This is a genomic window from Parasutterella muris (assembly GCF_009767915.1).
GTDB lineage: Bacteria > Pseudomonadota > Gammaproteobacteria > Burkholderiales > Burkholderiaceae_F > Parasutterella > Parasutterella muris.
This window is the reverse complement of record NZ_WSRP01000011.1, coordinates 1-18373: the sequence shown is the minus strand read 5'-3', so window position 1 is coordinate 18373 and position 18373 is coordinate 1. Positions and strand designations below refer to the sequence as shown.

Below are 18373 nucleotides of genomic sequence, written 5' to 3'. Positions count from 1 at the left end.
AGTCACTAAAGCCCGCAACAAGCGGGCTTTGGTGTTTTTAGGAGAGTTTGCGGATTAATTCCAAAAGCAGTTTCGGCGCGATATTGAGCGAATAATCCAGCTCAAGTCTTTCAGTCATCTGATGCGCGTCCCTGCCCGCGGGGCCCATATTCGCGACCGGAATCTCTTCACTGAAATCAATGTCGGTCGGAAGATGGAATACTCTGCCCCAGCCGGCCATGTTTGGCGCCGCTCTCAAGGCCTGTTCGTTCAACGTTTTAAAGCCGAGGAACGAGAGATCGGAAATTCCTCCGAATACCTCATGCATGCGCACCGCACCGTCGGAACTCATCTCTTTGGCCTGCGCCACCACTTCTTCCATCCGGCTTCTGAGCTCGCGCTCTTCTTCCGAGGCGCTGCGGTTGACTCTGGCGGGATAGTACGGAGGCAGAAGTCCCACAATGATCGCGGGACGAGGCGGATTCGCTTTGCTGATCAGCCATTCGCATTCTTTGATCGCCGCTTCCCGGGCATCGATGTCTGAAGGAACACTCTTCCAGAAACCGGCCAGTTCCTCCTCAAAACGCTCTTTGCATTTGGCTGCCGCCATTTTTCTCAAAAGCTTGTACTGAAGAATATTCACCTGCGGGCAATCCGGATAATCCGCGCCTTTTGTGAGGGCAAAGAGGCGCGCTTCTTCGATTCTTCTTCTGGTCTTTGCGGTTCCGCTCGCCGCTGTCAGGCATGCCCAGCGCATAATGTCTTCGACATCTTTTCGGGCGGTTAAAACGTTGAAGTACGCCACTGCCGCTTCGGGCAGCGTGACCGAATAGCTTTCGCGTCTGACCTGCATATACAGACAGGTCGGCGGAGCAAGCAAATCAAGCCCCTCACCTTCAAAGAGTTTGATATCCGTCTCCGCTTCGGTAACGATTTCACTCAGCATGAGAGCGGCATTCAAGCCTTCGAAATAATTGCCGACATGTGCGGGTTTCCCGAGTGCATAGAAAAACGGCATGAGTTTTCCGGTAGTCCCCAAATAATATGGACGAACCGCTTCGGTCATTTCCGTCTCGGAAGTCCAGAAACACGGTTCTCCGGTCAGCGCAGCAACACACTTTAAATGTTCGCTGCGGCATAAATCACTGAAAGCTCTCAGACTTCCGATCATGCCCGCGCTGTTGGCTTCCTCATCCGGAACCGCCCAAAAGAGAATGTTGACTGCGAGATCTCGGTCTCTGATCCATTGCTCCATTGAGGCAAGAAAAAGAGCAAGTCCCGCCTTCATATCCATCGTTCCGCGTCCGAAGAGCCAGTTGCCGCTTTCCAGATCTTTCTTCGCTTCCTGAGAAATCGCGAAGCCTTTCAGAGATTCTGTGTAAGCGTCGGGATTAAAAGCCTGCTCGCGAAGTTCGCCGCAGACCGCTGTATCCACAACATCAAAATGGCCGGTCAGAATAATCGTCTTGTCGGTTGCCCGCGAAGCCCTCAAAAGGGCAATCACCGCATTTCGTCCCAGCGCGTCTCCCTCACAGGGAACCAATCTGACCGAGAGGCGGCCTTCGGATTCCGGGATGAGACGATTAAGAAAATCGGCAATATATTGAGCGCAGCGGTTCTCCTGTTCGGCTCGACCGGAAACAGAAGCAATTGCGCAAAGCTGCTTTAGAATTTCGAGAATGCGCGCGGAATCGGGCGTTTTCATTTTCTATATATTCACAGTAAAAACAGATAGTGCGAATCTATGATTATCCCGCTTTCTGCGTTCTCTTCACAGAACTTCGCCCATGATTTATTAACCCGCTTACTTTAATTTTTTCCTGAGCAGGACTGCGATGACAAACCAGAAGAAAATCGTTAAAAATAAAAACGCCGGAAAGAGCCACAGCATTGCAGTAGAAGCGTTCATCGCTGGTTCATATCGAATCTGCTCACCATAGCGCTCGCTTAGAAACGTAAGAATCTGCTCTTTTGATTCCCCTGCCGCTAACTTTTTATAGATAAGCCCTTTCAGCTCAGCCGCGATAGGCGCTTCCGACTCATAAAGAGACTGAGTCATTGAGGAGGGACATCTCAGCTCTTTGGATATCTCTATCGCCTGAGTGCGGATATCAGCACTTGAGACCGCCGCTAACGACAGGGATGCGAAACACAAAGCCAAACAGCATGTCAGGACATAGATAATTTTTTTCATGAGAGATCCTTTTCTCTTCTAAACGTCCGAGCAAAGAAAAGACCGAATATCATCAAGAGTCCGCCAAGCCAAAGCCATATCATCATCGGTTTAATATTCAGACGCATCAGATACTCTTCCGCGGAAAGCTGATTGCCCATTGAAACGTACAAATCACGGAACAGGCCATGACTGATGCCGGCATGCGTCATCTGCATCCCGTTGCTCTTAAACGTCTGACGCTGCGGGCGAAGCTCGGTAATTTCTTTTTCATTCTTATCAAGCACAATGATGCGACCCTCGTCCGCATAAAAAGACTTGCTGTCAACTTTATCCGTTCTGTCGTAGACAAAGATAACGTCGCCAAGCGGTCTTCCGCAGCCCGGCCCCATTCGGACCAGCGCCTCCTGCTGAAACTGCGTATCGCCGATCACACCGACCATTGATACCGCGATGCCCAAATGAGCGAGAAACGCAAACCAATTTTGTCCGGCGCGTTTTGTCAGCGCCTCTGTGATAAGGCTCAGAAACAGCATTGCACAGGAAAAGACCGCGAAGGCCGTCATAATCGGATCCTTCGGATGCAGGAAAAAAGCGATCGCAACCGATGAGGCAGCGCTTACCGCAATAACCGCGGCGGCAGAGGCTGCTCTTTGTCTAAACAGCGTAAAGCCGCTGATCAGCAAAGCCGCGGCAATCGTCAGCGGCGCGAAGATAGAATTAAAGTACGGAGCCCCGACAGACAGACTTCCGAGTCCGAACCCCTGATAAATAAGCGGGAACACGGTTCCGAATAAAACCACTGCCGCAGCCGCGCTAAGAATCATGACAGCCACGGATACGGCGGCATCATAAGCATTGATTTCTGAAGTATCGCCTTTAAAAAAGACCGCGTTTCTGGCAAAAAGAATCAGCGCAGGCAGTGCCATGAGCACCGTTATTGCAATCAGGAAGAGCCCCTTATTCGGATCGGAAGCGAAGGCGTGAACCGACTGGATCACGCCTGAGCGCACAATAAAGGTGCCGATGAGTGAAACGGTAAAAGCGGCAATCGGGATAAAAAGCACGCTCTTGCAGAGTTTGTGGCGTTTACGGGCAAGCAAAAGCGCATGAAGCTGAGCACTTGCAAGCAGCCACGGGATAAATGAGGAGTTCTCAACCGGATCCCAGAACCACCAGCCGCCCCAGCCGAGCTCGTTATAAGCCCACCAGGAACCGAGAACATTGCCCGCCGTCAAGAAGCCCCAGGCTATGCTCGAAATTTTAGTCAGTGAATTCAGAGAAGTCGGAGTCAGCTGCCTGCGAAGAAGACAGCCGATTGAGAAAGCAAACGAGAGAGAAATCCCTGCGTAACCCAAAAATAAAAGCGGCGGATGAAAAATCATTCCGATGTCCTGAAGAATCGGATTCAGATCCTTGCCTTCGGCAGGTACCATCGGGAGCTGACGCGCAAACGGATTCGAAGTAAAAACGAGAAAAAGAGACAGCAGACCGATAATCAGCAGCGCTGAAGCGACGGCTGGCGCTTTCACTTCTTCGGATTCGTTCGTCAGAAGCGCAAACAAGGTTGTCCAGCAGGAAATCAGCCAAATCCAGAGCAGCATGGAACCTTCGTGGCTGCTCCAAACCGCCGCGATTTTATAAAAAGTCTCCAAGTACGAATTTGAGTTCTCTGAAACATAAGTGACGGAGAAGTCATTGGTCAGGAAAGCGTATGCGAGTGAAAAGAGCGAAAGCGTCAGACCGGAAAACACCGTCAGAACCGCAGGACGCCAGAGCCCTGTGAATGCAGGAGGCTTCCTCAGAACGCCGTAGAGTATTGTCCATGGAAAAACGAAAGCGATCACTGCCGCAAGGATTAAAAGAAAATGTCCGAACTCAGGTAACACGTGATTCTCCTCTTTGTCGCTTTCACCGATATCCAAACGGTCTGTTATTGTTGCTCCGACTTCTGAAGCTTTGTCTGTGCGCTTCTAACCGCATTTGCGACCGCCTCTCGATTGATCCCGGCTGAACCGGATTTCAGCACTTTCTGCCACTCTTCAACAGCGACCCTGTACTCTCCTCTTCGATAAGCGTCTTCTGCAACGAGCATCGTGCTTTCAGCTTCCGCGGGTTTTAACGCCCGGGCCGCATCAATGCTCTCCCGAACATCGTCCGTGATTTTTCTTCCGTTTGCGTAATAAAGCGCTCTTGCCTTTAGGCCGTACAGATCAGCTCTTTGCGGATATTGGGCAATCGCCTGCTCAAATACCTGTGCCGAATCACTAAAGCGTCCGCCCTGAAGCAGCAGTCTTCCAAGTTCGATTTTCTTATCCGCACTGTCCGGAAACCGCAGCACTTCTCTTCTTGCTTCGGTGATTTTTGCCGCAAGCCGAGGATCGATATGCGTCTCAACCTTAGCGTCCTGCCAATCACTGAAGCGGCCGAGTCCCGCATACAGGGCAGATGCGGCAATAAGGATTACGCCCGTCAAAAGAAGTATCGAAAAGGAAATCCGCCCCGCGTTCTGCTTCTTAAAGCAATAGATAAACACTGCCGCTGTAAAGACAGATGCCGCAGCCATGAGCAGAGTTAGCGTAAACAAGCGAATTCTCCTTAGATTAACTTCTTTTTGGATATTTTCGTGATCCGACTCTAAGTTTACCGATTGTTTATTCCGGCTGATTTTCTTTTTAGCCGACCTGCGATAAATATCTAATCTCAGGCAATCAGCTTCCTTTGCCTAAATCGGGGTTTGTACCAATCCGTTTTTGAGGCTGAGAGTAATATTCAGAATTAAGAACACGGTAGTTCCGTTTAATTAGTCATTGAGATACAGGAGGCCATATGGGCATTTTCAATACAATCATGGAAAAACTCGGTTTAGTGAAAGATAAGGCAGTTGAAGCTGTTGCCGGCACTGAAGCCGCAGCCGCGGAAGCCCCAGCCGCAGCTGAACCCGCTGCGCCCGAGGTCTCTGCTTCTGAAGCTCCCCAGACCGTTGACGTCATTGCAGTATGCGAAGAGATTGCAAGCAAGAACGGGGCAAATCTGAACTGGAAAACTTCTATCGTTGACTTGATGAAGCTTCTCGGTATTGATTCCTCTCTAGCTAATCGCAAAACATTGGCTGAAGAGCTCGGATGCCCGAAAGATCTCATCGGCGGAGACTATGCTCAAATGAATGTTTGGCTTCACAAAGCCGTGATGCAGAAGCTTGCTGAGAACGGCGGCAAAGTACCGGCCGATCTAACCAAGTAAACTGATTTAACCACCAAAGCGCCGCTTTTCGCGGCGTTTTTTTATGGCATTTTTGTACTCCTTGAAATCTCCGTTTTGTGTACATCGGTCGATTGCGGTAAAGTGCTGTGTGGAGGTTATATTCAATGTTTGCGTACCCAATTCTTATTGCTTTTCTTGTCGGTTCAGGAGCTTTAATCGGCTGGATCGGATTCAGTTACTGGTGGGGCATTATCCCTGTGCTCATCGGCGGCTTCTGCGGCAGCTACTTCAGCAAGTTCGGAAGACTTCTTCTGACCCCTGATCTTTCCGCATATCAGCGTGAAAAAATTCTGCAGACAACACGCATCCTCACGATCATGTGGATCATTCTGTCTGTGATTTTCTTTGTACTTGGCTACGGTCTGACTAAAGTCACCTACTAACGAAAAAATATCAAGGTAAGCATGAAAATTCTTTCTTTAGAGGCAGTTCCCTCAGATTTTTCGGGATCTCCTTTTCATGTTGATTTCACGGTTGAGGAAAATTACTTCGCCGAAAAGAGCGCGGATGCGGAATCCGCGGCACGCGCCCTGAGGCTCGCCCTATTCGGACGCTCCGATCAAGACGGCGGCACTGAATTTAAGTCAGTGCGGGCTGAGCTCGAATCCTCAGAGGGAATTTTCGATGCTGAATGGAACGGCTCGGAAGCCGTTTTGACAAAAAAAGACGACTCTTCAGCCAAATGGAAAATTTCACAGCTGACCAGCCTCTCTTCAGAAGAATTTTTCAGCGCAATTTTCTTAGACGCGAAACACTGGAACCATAAACTTTCTGCCAGTGACGGCATTTTTGCTTTTGGATCATGCCTGAGCGCGCCAAACACTGACACTCAGCGACTACAGCTCGCGGCAGAAGGCATCGTGAAACAAAAAGAAGCGATGCTTCAGGCTTCCGAGAAAGTCATCGCCTCCATTCCCGCGGTTTCTCAGGAGGAAGAGCAAAACCTCAGCCAGATGCTCGTGCGAACGGAACAGGAACTTGCCGCGCTTCAGCGCGACGTTCAAAAAAATCAGTCCCAAATTGAATGGGTTGGAAAAATTGCTCTACTCAAGGAGGAAATCTCTAAGCTCTCCAAACAGAAGGCCGTCGTTGATGCGGACATCGCCCGATTCCGCGTCAAGCAAACCGTCCTCGAGAAGGCCAGGAAAGCGGACAAGCTCCAGCCCGAATACGACGTTATCGTTCAGCAGAGGGAGCATGAAAAAGAAATCCAGAAAGATCTATCCGACCTGAAGAAAACTACGCCGTTTCTGTCGGAAAAAGTTCGTTCGGCCGCCTCAGCACTGAACGAAGCGGATAAGAACTACCAGCTCACGCTAAAAGAATTCCATGAAAAGCGCACGATTGTCGAAAGAGTGCGTACGCTTGATGAGGATATTTCTTCTTTTTCAATTGAACAGAAGAACACCAAAGACAGTTTGGTTCGCGAACAAACCGCACTGCGTCTGATTCAGGAAAACGTTAACCGACTGAAAGCTTTGCTTTCTCAAGCCAATATGCGCGAGCAGCTGCTTGCTAAAAAGATGAATGAACAGAGCAGCGACTCGCTGCTTGTCTCCGAGCTCGACGAATATGAAAGAGAGCTCCTGATCATCGAGGATGAAAACAGCAATATTGAAAAATTTCAGGAAGATCAGCGCAAACTTCAGAAAACAATCGAACTCAACCGCTCTCAGCTGACCGCAACACAAGCCGCACTGTCTCAGCAAAAAGCGAAAGAACTTTCGCTGCAGAGCGAACTCACGACAAAAAAGCGAATTCTCATTAAAACGGTCGGACATGACTCCCCCGAATCGCTTCATGTCCTACTCGCCGAGCGTGAAGCGCATCTTGCCAAGGTCAATGAAATGGTCGAACGAATTTCTCTTCTGGCCATGGATCACGAAGAACAAGTTAAGGAGAAAGAGCTGCTCGAGGGAACCAAGCATGCCCTTCGCATCTCGTCGCTCTCACTGTCCGCGGCAATCCAGACATTGCGGGATAAGCAGGCTCTGGTTGAAGCAACCTCCTCAGCCCATGCGTTCTATCTTCAGGTCCTCTCTTATGAAAAGGCCAGAAGCGAGCTCATGAACGGAAAACCATGTCCGCTTTGCGGCGCGATTCATCATCCTTATGCCTCCGGTCTTCATTTCGACACCAACACCGCTGAGAAACTTGAAAAAGCAAAAGCTGAAGCGGCTGCCGCAAAACAAACCAAAGAATCTTTAGAGGCAGATCACCTCGCTTTGCAGCAGAGCTTAAACGAGCACGAAACCAGGCTCAGCGATCTGACGAAAAAACTCGAAAGCGAAAAAGATTTTATTTTGAGCGAAACCGCTGAGCTCGGACTGACCGGATTAAGAGAGAAAAAGCCCATCGTATGGGGACCGCTCATTCGCCAGAAGCAGACAGCACTTGTCAATCGGCGCGATGATCTCAAAACCCGGTTAGAAAAAATTGACGCAGGTTTAGAGCAGATAGCCGCTTTAGAAGAAGCGCTTTCCGAAACGTCAGAAGAACTTCGCAAACTTCGTCAAAGCTGCGACTCTTTGGAACTGACCATTAAAAATGATTCGGATTCACTCCAGCAGCTCTACAAAAAAGAAAAAGAATCCGAGCTTGCCCGCGTCAACACAACCCGACTTTTAGAGCGCACCTTTGCCCGCTACGGCCTTAAAGCCTCGACGCCGGCCATGCAGAAGCAGAACTTCCCGACATTGGTGAAACGGCGCGAACAGTGGCTTGCGTGGAGTAGCGAGCATGAAGAGCTCTCTGCGGCTATCGCTAAAGATGCGGAGCAGCTTCGCAGTGAGAACGAGCTTTATACCGTCCAGAAAAAGACTGTGGGAGACATCGAAACGAACCTCGAAGCAATTGCAGAGAAACTCAAAAAACTGCAGAAGGATCGTCACGAAGCCATCGCCAACCACAGCCCGGACGAATTTATCGGTGCGATAGAGTCCGAGTGCGAGAACGCGAAGCGGCTTAAAGACGAGGCTCAGACCGTCTACGAAGCCAGACAGAACGCCTTAAATGAAAACCTGGAAAAAATTGATTCACTTGAAGGTGAGCGAAACGAGATTCAGCTGAAGGTGGCTGAGCTTTCCGCTAACTTTGTGCTGAACCTGAACAAATACGGTTTCCCGAACGAAGTCACTTTCCTCTCTTCCGTGATTTCGTCTACACAGCTCAGCGAACTTGAACGTCAGAGCACTGAACTCAGCGAAAGGCTTAAAACTTACGAGACGCAGCTCGATCAAAAGAAAGAAGAGCTTGCGGGACTTGAAAAACTTGAACTGACGCATCTCACACGATCTCAGCTCGATGAAATTCTGAATCAGAAGAGCGATCAGTTCCACGTCGTAAGCGGGCAAGCCGCAGTTCTGCGGGAGAAAGTCGCCAGCAATCTTAACAACAGAAACAGAAGAAGACGCGAAGAAAAAGAATCTACTTCCCTTAGTGAACAAATTCAGGGCTGGAAGTCTCTGATCGGTACGTCCGAGCATCCTGAAAACCCGGTTGAACTGGCCCGCAAACTACTGGTTCAGTTCGCTAACGAGTATCTCGGACTCTTAGAGGCCGGCTTTAAGCTTCGTTTCCAAGGCAGCAGTCTGCTCGTCAAAACCAGTTCCACTTTAAACGGTCCGACGATTTCTCCGATTTCCGCACTTTCTGAACAAGAACGATCAAGGCTTGCCATGGCACTTCAGCTTGCCCGCACGCAGCTCATTGCTCCGCAGGCCATAACGGAAGGATTTGTTCTGGTGAAATCATCTTCTGAAAATAAGAGCGCTTACCGAGATATTGCGGATAAGCTTTCCGCAAACAACATTCGTCTTCTCGTCAGTTAAACAGCGTCCGGCCGCCGAAGTTCAATTCGGCGACCGCTTTGACAGACTAGGATTCCGCTCTCTTTTCCCGCTCAAGCAGGAGAGAGCCCGCTGTGACTTCTTCGATTTTTTTGCAAAAATCATCAGCGCGGTCTCTCGGCACTTCTAAAGAGAACTCCGCATCCATCGCGAATTCTTTACTGAGGACACGCCCCTCGAAGTCTTCAAGGAGTCTTAGAAACTGGTTGATAAATCGGTGTTCAATACTGAGCGTGATTACTTCTACCGGCACTTTTTTACGAATCGGGAGCGTTTCAAGCGCCATCTTGACGCTTGACTGATAGGCTTTAACCAAGCCGCCCGTTCCTAAAAGGATGCCGCCGAAATAACGTGTCACAACCACCGTAAGTTCTCCGATTCCGCTGTGCGTCACGATGGTCAGCATCGGACGCCCTGCGGTTCCGTGCGGTTCTCCGTCGTCGCTTGCGCCGACACGATCGGAGGAACCGGCTGCGCCAGCGCAATAGGCCCAGCAGTTATGGCGGGCGTCCGCGAATTCCGTTTTAATTTTTTCGATAAAAGCTTTGGCTGATTCCACACTGTCAGTACGGCCGACTGAAGTTATGAAACGGCTGCGCTTGATAGTCTGCTCAACCCGAAAAACCTCGCCGTCGGCGAGGTTCGGAACGTTATAACTTTCATCAGCCATTGATTCTCTCTGTTACTTGTGAAGCTTGCCCACAATTTTAAAGAGAATTTCATTCTCCATGACCAGAGAGTCGTCCTTAGCAAAAAAGATTATGCCCACATCCGGAGAAACGGCTTGAGAAATAATTTCTCCGCTCAGCGGATCAATGATATTGGCGAGCGGCTGGCCCTTCTCCACGGAAGTGAATGAACTGACGAGCGGCACAAACAATCCGGAAGCCTGAGACTTGACGGTCAGCAGTTCTTCCTCTAAGAGTACGGTTGATTCATAACCGCCGTAAACGTTGTCCGTAATCACATTCATTCGCGCAAGGAAGCGGCAGACCGCTGATACCGCAAGCTCTGCACCCTGTGGATCGATCCGATCCGTTGAGCGGCTGTAAAGAGAAAACGCCTTTGTGTCCCAAACCTGCCAGTTAAAATTCAGCGTTGTGGTATCAAACGGTATCGGTTTGCGCAGCACCGCAAACGGAAGACCGAAGAGCTGAGCCAGACCGATATCCTGATAGTCTGTGCGCATCATGCGAACATGCGGAACAAAGTCCCCCGGCAAATAAAAGGATGAAAGCTGCACACCGTACTTGTATCCCTGGATCTTATTAAAAAGGCCCGCGGCGATACGCTGTGTCGTCTCACCCTTGTCATAACCGGGGAACATCCGATTAATATCGGAGTTGTCCATCGCCCAGAATCGCTTGCGGACATTTAAAGAGTAAGGATTACCACAGGGAACAACCGTGAGACCGTGTTTTCGGCAGATCCTGCCTTCTTCCTCCAGCTTTCTGAATCTCTTAACCAGACAGCCGGCAATATAGAGCTGCTGGATTTCATTGCCGCGAAGGCTGCCGACGATACAAAGCGTCTTTTCTGTTCCTCCGAAATGGAAGGCCTTAATTTCGAAGTCCTCCCGATAGGCTGACTCCATTCGATAAAGAAGTTCTTCTCTCATCGCGACGCCTCCTGAAGAATTCTTGCGATAAGCGAGCCCTCATTAACGATCGGATACTCACGCAAAGTAAACAGCAGCCCGTCAACTTCGGAGACGCATTTTTGACGAACTTCTCCTGTCAGCGGATCCACAATTGTTCCGAATTCTTCGCCTCTTTTCACATTGTCACTGTGTCGGACACTCGGAATAAACACACCCGGGACAGAAGCGTTAACAAAACTGACCGCACGGTCCAAGGAAATAATCGGAGCGCTTACGGGGCGCACCGGACCAGTCCACATGCCCTCGTTTTTCATCAGATTCAGTATGCCGTTTGTGAGCCGTTGGCAGTAATCGACTGTAATGCGCATACCGACGCCTGCCTCTACTACCAGAGTCTTCACTCCGATCGAATTCAGACTGTGGGCCAGTGTCGACTCCAAAACGGTTGAGGCCTGATGTACCCACACAAAATCCACGTCGAGCATTTTGGCGTAACGAACCAGTGAGTCAGCCGTCGTGATATTGACTCTGACCTGAGGAATTTCTCGGAGAAAGATATTGCTTGCATGTATATCGATCGCAAAATCCGCACCGGCAAATTCATCCATCAAACGACTCGCGACCCACTCGGTCGGCGCTCCGTCAGCGCTTCCCGGGAAGATTCGGTTCATATCCAGATCGAACCCGGGGAAGCCCCGTTGAATCGTATCAATACCCATCGGATTGAGCGCAGGATAAATATCGACAATCCCATTAAGGTGCTGAGGATTTTCCTTCAGAATTCTATTGAGAAAGTAGCAGACGCACTGGCCTTCAAGCTCGTCGCCGTGGGTGCCCGAGACTATGCAGAGTCTTTTGAGTTTTTTAGTTCCCGCAGCGGCCGGCTCATGTCGGTTTTTACGAATCACCAAAGACTCACCCACGGGGAGTTTGACCGTCACAACGTTTTCAATCATTTCAGATCTCTGTCAACGCGCACTTTGAGAACATGCTTTGATGAGCGCCTCCGTGGAAAATTCCTCTTTCAAGCGCACAGCAGCTAAAGTCCAATCCATGAGAGATTTTCATATATTCATTGCCGCAGACTCGGTTGTGTGTTGGGTCAATCGGAATCCAGCACTCTCCGTCGAAATATTCAGCCCACGCATGTGTCGCGCCCTCACCCTTGAGAAGGCCGGCCACATATCGGCAGACAATCCCGTCAGCGCGTAAGAGCGAAAGCATGACATGCGTAAAATCCTGACAGACACCGGCGCCGATTTCCCAGCAGGCCGCCGCATTCGTCTCGGTGGTTGTCACACCCTTTTCGTAGCGAAGATCGCGTGAGAGCAGATCCATCCAGTGATAGGCCTTTTCTGTCGGGGTCCCCGAAATCTGATTCGTCAGATAATAGTCTTCCAAGCCGCCGCTCAGACGGGTTAGTGCTGTCGAGTACCGATAATACGGATAAGCGCCTTCGCGGCTTCGAAACTGCGGATTCAGCTGCACTTCTCCGGTTGAGCAGAAGGAGAACGTCGAATGTTTTTCAGCGATATAACCGAGAGAAATATTATTTCCCTGGCTGTCGGTCCCGTTGGAGAGGCGCGCGTTTGGCTGGCAAGTCAATGACGCTCGGGTAATTTCCTGAGTCACGTCGCTCACAGGGAGCGCACGAAGCACAAAAGTATGTTCGGTGACCGGCTCGGAAAAAAACAAATCCGCGCGCAGCATATAGAGGTATTTTTTCATTGTTTAGAGCAGAAGTGTTCTTATATTTTCTAAAGCAATTTCTCTTACTTCTTCATCATCGTCTGCCAACTGAGCGAAGTTGAGCAGGAGTCTGAATTTATTCGTATCGTAAAGAAGTTTCGCGCCGATAAGGCGTCTTTCCAGTTTGCCCAGCGTCACTCCGATGCTTTCCCAGCTTTCGCCAAGACGAATCTGCATATCCAAGCGCTCAAGGTAACGGCCTGCCTTGATCAGACAGCGCTCCTGGCCTGACGCGACGTATTCATCGACACTGCCCCAGAACGCGAGCAGGTAATCCATAACCTGTCGTCCGACCAGCGCGTTTGCCCGATTTCTTCTTCCTTCTTCCATGCAGTTCATCGCGAGCTGAAGATAGGAAAGGCTCGGAGACGAAATGGTGTTGCGAAGCACCAATCCATTGTCGTAAGCGCGGGACAGATTGCTGTAAAGAGAATCCGGATTCTGCGGCTCATACAGATAGCTGTCGATGAAGTCGAGGGAATCCTTGTAGATATCCGGGATATTCAGCGCAGCGCAGAACGGTTTGTATGCCTGTTCATCAATATCAAGCATCACGTCGCATAAGGCTTCGAAGCTACGAATCGTGCGGTATACACGTTCGGCATACCGGCCTAACCAGAAGAGGTTATCGCTTTGTTCTATCGAGATAAAACCCATGTGTCTTTAAAGCCTCCGCCTTGTGAAGAGTTGACGACAAAAGAATCCGCGACGCGGGAGAAGCGTGTCAAACCGCTGTGCCAAACTTTTGTTCCGTTTGCCGAGGTGATGACAAAGGCTCTCAAATCAGCCTTTCTGTCCTTCACTTCAGCGCCTTCCAATACCGGAAGGTCAATAAAATCGATAACCTCCTGCAGAATGAAGCGTCGAGATTCCGTCTGCAGACGCACTTTCCAGTCTTCAAGCTCTTCAGCAGAAAGATCTTTTCCAAAGAGCACTCCGTAGCCGCCCGCTTCTGCCACATCTTTAATAACCAGCTTTTCGAGGTTCTCGAGGCAGTACTTGCGGTCTTCCTCGTAGAAAGGCAGATAAGTCGGAGCATTTTTGAGAATCGGCTTTTCGTGGAGATAGTATTCAATCATCTTCGGCACGAAGTAATAGATGCCTTTGTCATCCGCGACGCCGTTTCCGGGCGCGTTAATGATCGCGACATTGCCGGCGCGATAAGCATTCATAATTCCCGGCACGCCGATGAGTGAGTCCGCTCGGAAAGTCAGCGGATCAAGGAAATCATCGGAGATGCGGCGGTAAACCGCGCCGACCTGCTGCACGCCGTAACGGCCCTTGAAATAGAGCTTATTGTCCTGAACGAACAAATCATTGTGCATGACAAGGGGATAACCGGTGACTTCAGCAAGATAGCTGTGTTCAAAGAAAGCGGCGTTATAGCGTCCGGGCGTCATAATGACGCATTTTCCGCCGGGATTGACGCTTTCCATTGCTTCACGAAGCAGAAGTCCGTAATTGCTGTTGCTCGAAACCGCATTGTTTTTAAAGGTTTCAGGAGAAGCCATGCGTGAAAGTCTTCGAGCGATCAGCGGATAGGAAGCCCCGGAAGGAATCCGCAGATTGTCTTCGAGGACATACCATGTTTTATCTTTTGCCTGAACCAGATCGATCCCGGAGATATGAGAGAAGATACCCGCAGGCGGGATAAACTGGTCGCAAGCCGGTAAAAAGCCTCCGGAGGAAAACACAAAGTCTTCGGGAATAACTCCGTCGGCCACAATTTGCTTTTTGCTGTAAATATCTCTGAGAAACGCGTTGAGCGCGTCAACGCGCTGAATAAGGCCATTCTCCAGTTCTGCGAACTCCTCAGCACTTATGACGCGAGGAAGTGAATCGAAAGGGAAAAGCTGTTCATGGAACTGCCCATCTTTATAAATTCCGAATTTCACTCCGTAACGTGCCAACAGCTGATTAATTGCCGCGGTATTGGACAGTAATGCATCCATATCAGCTCCTTGTGGGTAATGGACAGTTGAGGGATTTTTTATTCTTCTTTCATTATATGAAATTACAGCTTTTATTCAGTTTCTCAGGGAATTATTTATCTGCGACATAAGAAATTACAGCCCCTGTAACCCTCATCCTGAAGATAAGGTCCAGAGGCTAAACTTAAAGGGGCGAGCGCTCGAAACGACGCTCAATTATGCGGGTGAATGAAGACAGCTGCTTATGCAGCTTCTTTGCTGTCCTGCTGATATTTCTTGAGGTTGCTCATTGCGAATTCCGCACTATTGACGATGCGCACCTGACCGTCTTCGACAATAAACGTGACATTTGAACGGCGGCCGCTCTCGATACCCAGCGCTTTAAGAATGTGTTTCGGAAGAGTTACCTGGCCGTCCACCCAAACAACAGAATTAGAAGAAAAACTGTTCGACATAAAAGCCTCCTATGTTCTCAACTTCTTTGACTGCGTCCGTTCTTATTTGCGTTAGCAGAACCCTGCGATCAAATCAACTTCCATGATTTGATTTTACTATTTAGTTTTGATCTTAATAAGGGATTTCCCTAATGTGAGCAACAGACCTTGAAGCTCAATCTTCGGCACAGTTTTGTATTTAAAAATACAGTCCGAAAACGACGTGAGCTCTATGATTGCTGCCATTCTGCGGCTTATTTGTAAGACCGTACCGCCAACACACTCCGGCGAGGAATCTGCTCGCTGCTCATTCGTTCTGAAGACCGTGATAACGAAAACCGCATGCCTTCCGGCAATCATGATCTGAATTCGTTTATTAAATCCAGTTATGAGAAAAGCCCGCATTAAGCGAGCTCTTAATGATTTAGAGACCTTCGAATTTTCTCATCAGTCATAGGGACGGACTCATATCCATCCCTGCCAATAACAAGCTCAGTCCCTTTTGCTGTAGTAGTAAAACCGCTTTTCACACAAAAGAGACCGAATGACTTGTTACCGTGACTTAAATAAAGACAGATCATCACTCCACTGTCCGACCAGTTCGCCGCTCACGTTGAAAAGTTTGATTTTCATGGAGTAGTCGACCATCTTTTGGCCGTCAGGTGCACGCTGCACGGTGTCTGTAATTTCAGTCTGCATAATGTAGTTGAAATTCGTTGCAGATCCGTCCAAAACTCTCACGACTCCGGAATTGAAAAGGGTTTCTTGAATTCTGTCGTGAATATCCTGGATTCGAATGTTCTCATCGTGTGTAGTATTTCTAAGTTTGCCAACCACAATCTTGGGCTTGTTTTTGGCGTTTTTAAACACCGGAGATGCAAGCATCTTGTTGGTCAGATTCTCAGAAAAAGCAATGATGTCATTCAATGCTACCTTGGTATCTAAATGAATTCTTGCAGAAGAATCCTGAATGGACACTGTTTGAGTCCGCCCAATAGGCAGGAAAGATCCGGTGTTGGAACTGTCGCTTGTTGCGCATCCGGTTAAAGCAGCAGTCGCCAACACCAACGATAAAAGTTTTAATTTCATATAAGTTAATTCCTTGAATTTTTATTGAGCGGCATTTCTGGCTGCCTGCTCCTGCTGATATCTCATCACTTCGACCGGATCAGGCTCCGGAATAAAAATTTCGACATCGGCAGGAACCTTAAACGTCAGGACAGCGCTCTGCCCTTCAGTGCCCTTTGCAAAGCTGGAAATCGGTTTCTGAGCTCTCGGATTTAACGTAACACGGGTCCAGGATGAAGCATTCGGCAGCGGAGCACCATTCACGTCGTGCCACGTTACCTGATACTCTACCGGGAAGGTCGCTTGCGTCAGGTTTTTAATAGAGCCGCTCATTCGTTTGAGGCTGCCGTCCTGATAAACCTTGCCGCCGAGAAATCCTACGGATCTGGCCAAAGGCTCTGTTCCGTAGATGATCGTTAAACCAGAAACAGAAGTATCTTCAAGAGCAACCGGCGGCTGCGGTTCCTGAGTTGCACAGGCTGAAAGGCCCAGAACTGCACTCAGGCTCAAAACCAGCGCAATTTTTCTAGAGATATTTTTCATTAGTTTTCCTGCTTACTTTTTTTCTGGAACTCGGAAACCGTTAAGTTCTTGTTGTAACTCGTGGCATAAACCACTGTCGAGTCAGTGCCTTCCAGTTTCACCGACTTAGAAGCGAGCTTTCCGCCAGCCTTGTTATAGGTAGTAATCGTCAGAGACTGCTGATTGGCCGGAACGATAAAGCGAGCAACCATGATCTGATTCGGCAGAGTCATCCAAGAACGGGTGTCCGGATGCTGAGCCGCACCGATCGTCTTACTAACCATATTTCCTGCCAGTGTTCCGAAAACACCAGCCTTCTTCTCTGCGGCTGCCTGAGCGATGCCGGCAGCGACATGACGAGCAAAGGCCGCAAAGAACATGGCCTGGCGCCAAGGCATACGATCGAGTTCATCACGATAGATCAAACTTTCCATCTTGGTTAAACTCGACATCTTCTTCGTCTGTCCGCCAACGGAAACGCTTGCGGAACCAAAGTTTGTCGGCTGAGATTCAAGATCGGCGTAATGAATTTCGCCTGCATAAGTGCCGACCTTGAACTTAGCCGTCTTTTCCTCTCTTACCGGTGAGAAGCCGTCAGACAAGATAACCTGAACGATTTTCTTTCCTTCCGGAACTCCCTTCTCTACATTGTTTACACCTTCTTTTGCCGCGCCGCAGGAAGGATTATTTTCCAGAGCTTTTTTATAAGCTGTCTTCGCGCTGCCAAGATCGGCCGCCTGCTGTCCGATTGCGTCTAATTCAAGAATAAGCGCGTCCATGTAGTCGCCAAACGGATTGACGTACGCGGATTTAACAAGTTTCGCTTTCTTGACGTCTGCGGAGCTCATAGTGCTGTTAGCGTCCTTAAGAATCTCTTTCTTGTATTTACCCAGTTCTTTGGTGACATCTGTTCCAGATTCTTTAGCCTCTTCTCCTTTTTCTTTGAGAGCGGCTAATTCTTTTTCAAACTTCTCATGCTCTTCCTGCTGTACGTCAATAGCGCGTCGAGCTACGTTATATGCTTTTTCCGTATCTCCGGTAAGCAGGTAGGTGAGCGACTTGTAGTTAAGAAGCATGACTTTTTCATAGCCTCTTAATTCATAATTGCGCATCTCTTCTGCGCCGGTCAGAACTGCCGCGCCGCTCTTGCCGAACGAACTTAACGCTCCTGTTACGCCGCTGCTTTCTGTTTTAGCCTGCTTCTCTTCTGCAACATCAAAGAAGAAACGGGCACGTTCAGGACTTCCTGCATTCAAAGCCAAAAGAGCTCTTTCCAAAATAGCAAGCTCTCCTGCTGTTTCAAGAAGCTTTTCTTTCATTTCTTCATTTGTCAGAACTTTGCCGTCAGCAGTCTTATCATTTTCCAGCATCTTGGCTCTCAGGTCCTCAACCTTCCCGGAGTTCAGCATTTCTCGTGCCGGCTGGTATGCCTGAGCATAAGTTTGCGTACTTTCAGCCTCTCCGGTCATTCCGATGCGGTCGCTGTGCGTCGCACAACCGGACATCGCAGCAACGGAAACCAAAATTGCTGTTATAAGAAGTTTTCTTTTTAATTTCATGGGATTTCCCTGGACTTTATAGGTTTAAAAAACATCTAGCGCAGAGGTGACTGCCGATTTCTTAGAAACGGCATCTCTGCTCCTGAGTTTGGCAGATTCTAACTGACCACTTGGTCGTCAACGGCCATGGGGTCTGTTTTTTTGCCTTTTTATTCATTATTCGCTTGTGGATATGTAGTAGGTATGTTATAATTAGATCATTATTGGAGGTGGTCTATGTTTGTTTCTACTTGCAAGGGTGGCGCC

At 49.1% G+C, this 18373-nt stretch carries 17 protein-coding genes; 3 read left to right on the top strand and 14 right to left on the bottom strand.

The genetic code is table 11. The annotated features are described in order from the left end of the window. Positions 1-37: 37 nt before the first annotated feature. The 4 genes from E5987_RS04645 to E5987_RS04630 all read right to left on the bottom strand — a co-directional run bounded on the left by E5987_RS04645 (position 38) and on the right by E5987_RS04630 (position 4739). Positions 38-1684: a M20/M25/M40 family metallo-hydrolase gene (locus E5987_RS04645; protein WP_160334930.1), complete on the bottom strand. Its 1647-nt coding sequence runs from the start codon at positions 1682-1684 to the stop codon at positions 38-40. A 99-nt stretch (positions 1685-1783) separates the two neighbouring features. Continuing rightward, complete coding sequence (locus E5987_RS04640; protein ID WP_160334929.1) at positions 1784-2173, bottom strand: cytochrome c-type biogenesis protein; 390 nt, start codon at positions 2171-2173, stop codon at positions 1784-1786. Further along, positions 2170-4041 (bottom strand): heme lyase NrfEFG subunit NrfE, encoded by a 1872-nt coding sequence (locus E5987_RS04635; protein ID WP_160334928.1) that lies wholly within the window; start codon positions 4039-4041, stop codon positions 2170-2172. Before E5987_RS04635 ends, E5987_RS04640 begins: the two co-directional genes overlap by 4 nt. A gap of 44 nt (positions 4042-4085) precedes the next feature. Beyond that, positions 4086-4739: a tetratricopeptide repeat protein gene (locus tag E5987_RS04630; RefSeq protein ID WP_160334927.1), complete on the bottom strand. Its 654-nt coding sequence runs from the start codon at positions 4737-4739 to the stop codon at positions 4086-4088. A gap of 242 nt (positions 4740-4981) precedes the next feature. Between E5987_RS04630 and E5987_RS04625 the strand changes: the two genes are divergently transcribed. The 3 genes from E5987_RS04625 to E5987_RS04615 all read left to right on the top strand — a co-directional run bounded on the left by E5987_RS04625 (position 4982) and on the right by E5987_RS04615 (position 9246). Then, positions 4982-5395 (top strand): DUF3597 domain-containing protein, encoded by a 414-nt coding sequence (locus tag E5987_RS04625; protein ID WP_160334926.1) that lies wholly within the window; start codon positions 4982-4984, stop codon positions 5393-5395. A 125-nt stretch (positions 5396-5520) separates the two neighbouring features. Then, positions 5521-5799 (top strand): lysine transporter, encoded by a 279-nt coding sequence (locus tag E5987_RS04620; protein ID WP_160334925.1) that lies wholly within the window; start codon positions 5521-5523, stop codon positions 5797-5799. Between the two features lie 21 nt (positions 5800-5820). After that, positions 5821-9246, top strand: coding sequence for a coiled-coil domain-containing protein (locus tag E5987_RS04615; protein ID WP_160334924.1), 3426 nt, complete (start codon positions 5821-5823; stop codon positions 9244-9246). A gap of 46 nt (positions 9247-9292) precedes the next feature. On the opposite strand, the gene E5987_RS04610 is transcribed toward E5987_RS04615, so the two are convergent. The 10 genes from E5987_RS04610 to E5987_RS04565 form a co-directional block, all read right to left on the bottom strand. Further along, the gene (locus E5987_RS04610; protein WP_160334923.1) at positions 9293-9934 is read right to left on the bottom strand and encodes a YigZ family protein; all 642 of its coding nucleotides are present in this window, start codon (positions 9932-9934) and stop codon (positions 9293-9295) included. A 12-nt stretch (positions 9935-9946) separates the two neighbouring features. Next, complete coding sequence (locus tag E5987_RS04605) at positions 9947-10882, bottom strand: M14 family metallopeptidase (protein WP_160334922.1); 936 nt, start codon at positions 10880-10882, stop codon at positions 9947-9949. Then, the gene (locus E5987_RS04600) at positions 10879-11820 is read right to left on the bottom strand and encodes a M14 family metallopeptidase (RefSeq protein ID WP_160334921.1); all 942 of its coding nucleotides are present in this window, start codon (positions 11818-11820) and stop codon (positions 10879-10881) included. The genes E5987_RS04605 and E5987_RS04600 overlap by 4 nt, the downstream gene beginning before the upstream one ends. Before the next feature lies 1 nt (position 11821). Next, on the bottom strand, positions 11822-12592 hold the full coding sequence (locus E5987_RS04595; protein ID WP_160334920.1) for a transglutaminase family protein: 771 nt from the start codon (positions 12590-12592) through the stop codon (positions 11822-11824). A gap of 3 nt (positions 12593-12595) precedes the next feature. Further along, positions 12596-13270, bottom strand: coding sequence for an alpha-E domain-containing protein (locus E5987_RS04590; protein WP_160334919.1), 675 nt, complete (start codon positions 13268-13270; stop codon positions 12596-12598). Continuing rightward, on the bottom strand, positions 13252-14565 hold the full coding sequence (locus E5987_RS04585) for a circularly permuted type 2 ATP-grasp protein (protein WP_160334918.1): 1314 nt from the start codon (positions 14563-14565) through the stop codon (positions 13252-13254). Before E5987_RS04585 ends, E5987_RS04590 begins: the two co-directional genes overlap by 19 nt. Before the next feature lie 221 nt (positions 14566-14786). After that, positions 14787-14999 (bottom strand): AbrB/MazE/SpoVT family DNA-binding domain-containing protein, encoded by a 213-nt coding sequence (locus tag E5987_RS04580; protein WP_160334917.1) that lies wholly within the window; start codon positions 14997-14999, stop codon positions 14787-14789. 531 nt (positions 15000-15530) lie between these two features. Further along, the gene (locus E5987_RS04575; RefSeq protein WP_160334916.1) at positions 15531-16067 is read right to left on the bottom strand and encodes a hypothetical protein; all 537 of its coding nucleotides are present in this window, start codon (positions 16065-16067) and stop codon (positions 15531-15533) included. Positions 16068-16088: 21 nt separating this feature from the next. Further along, entirely contained in the window at positions 16089-16589 is a 501-nt protein-coding gene (locus E5987_RS04570; protein ID WP_160334915.1) for a DUF1425 domain-containing protein, read from the bottom strand. After that, positions 16589-18127, bottom strand: coding sequence for a COG3014 family protein (locus E5987_RS04565; protein ID WP_160334914.1), 1539 nt, complete (start codon positions 18125-18127; stop codon positions 16589-16591). Before E5987_RS04565 ends, E5987_RS04570 begins: the two co-directional genes overlap by 1 nt. Between the last annotated feature and the right edge of the window lie 246 nt (positions 18128-18373).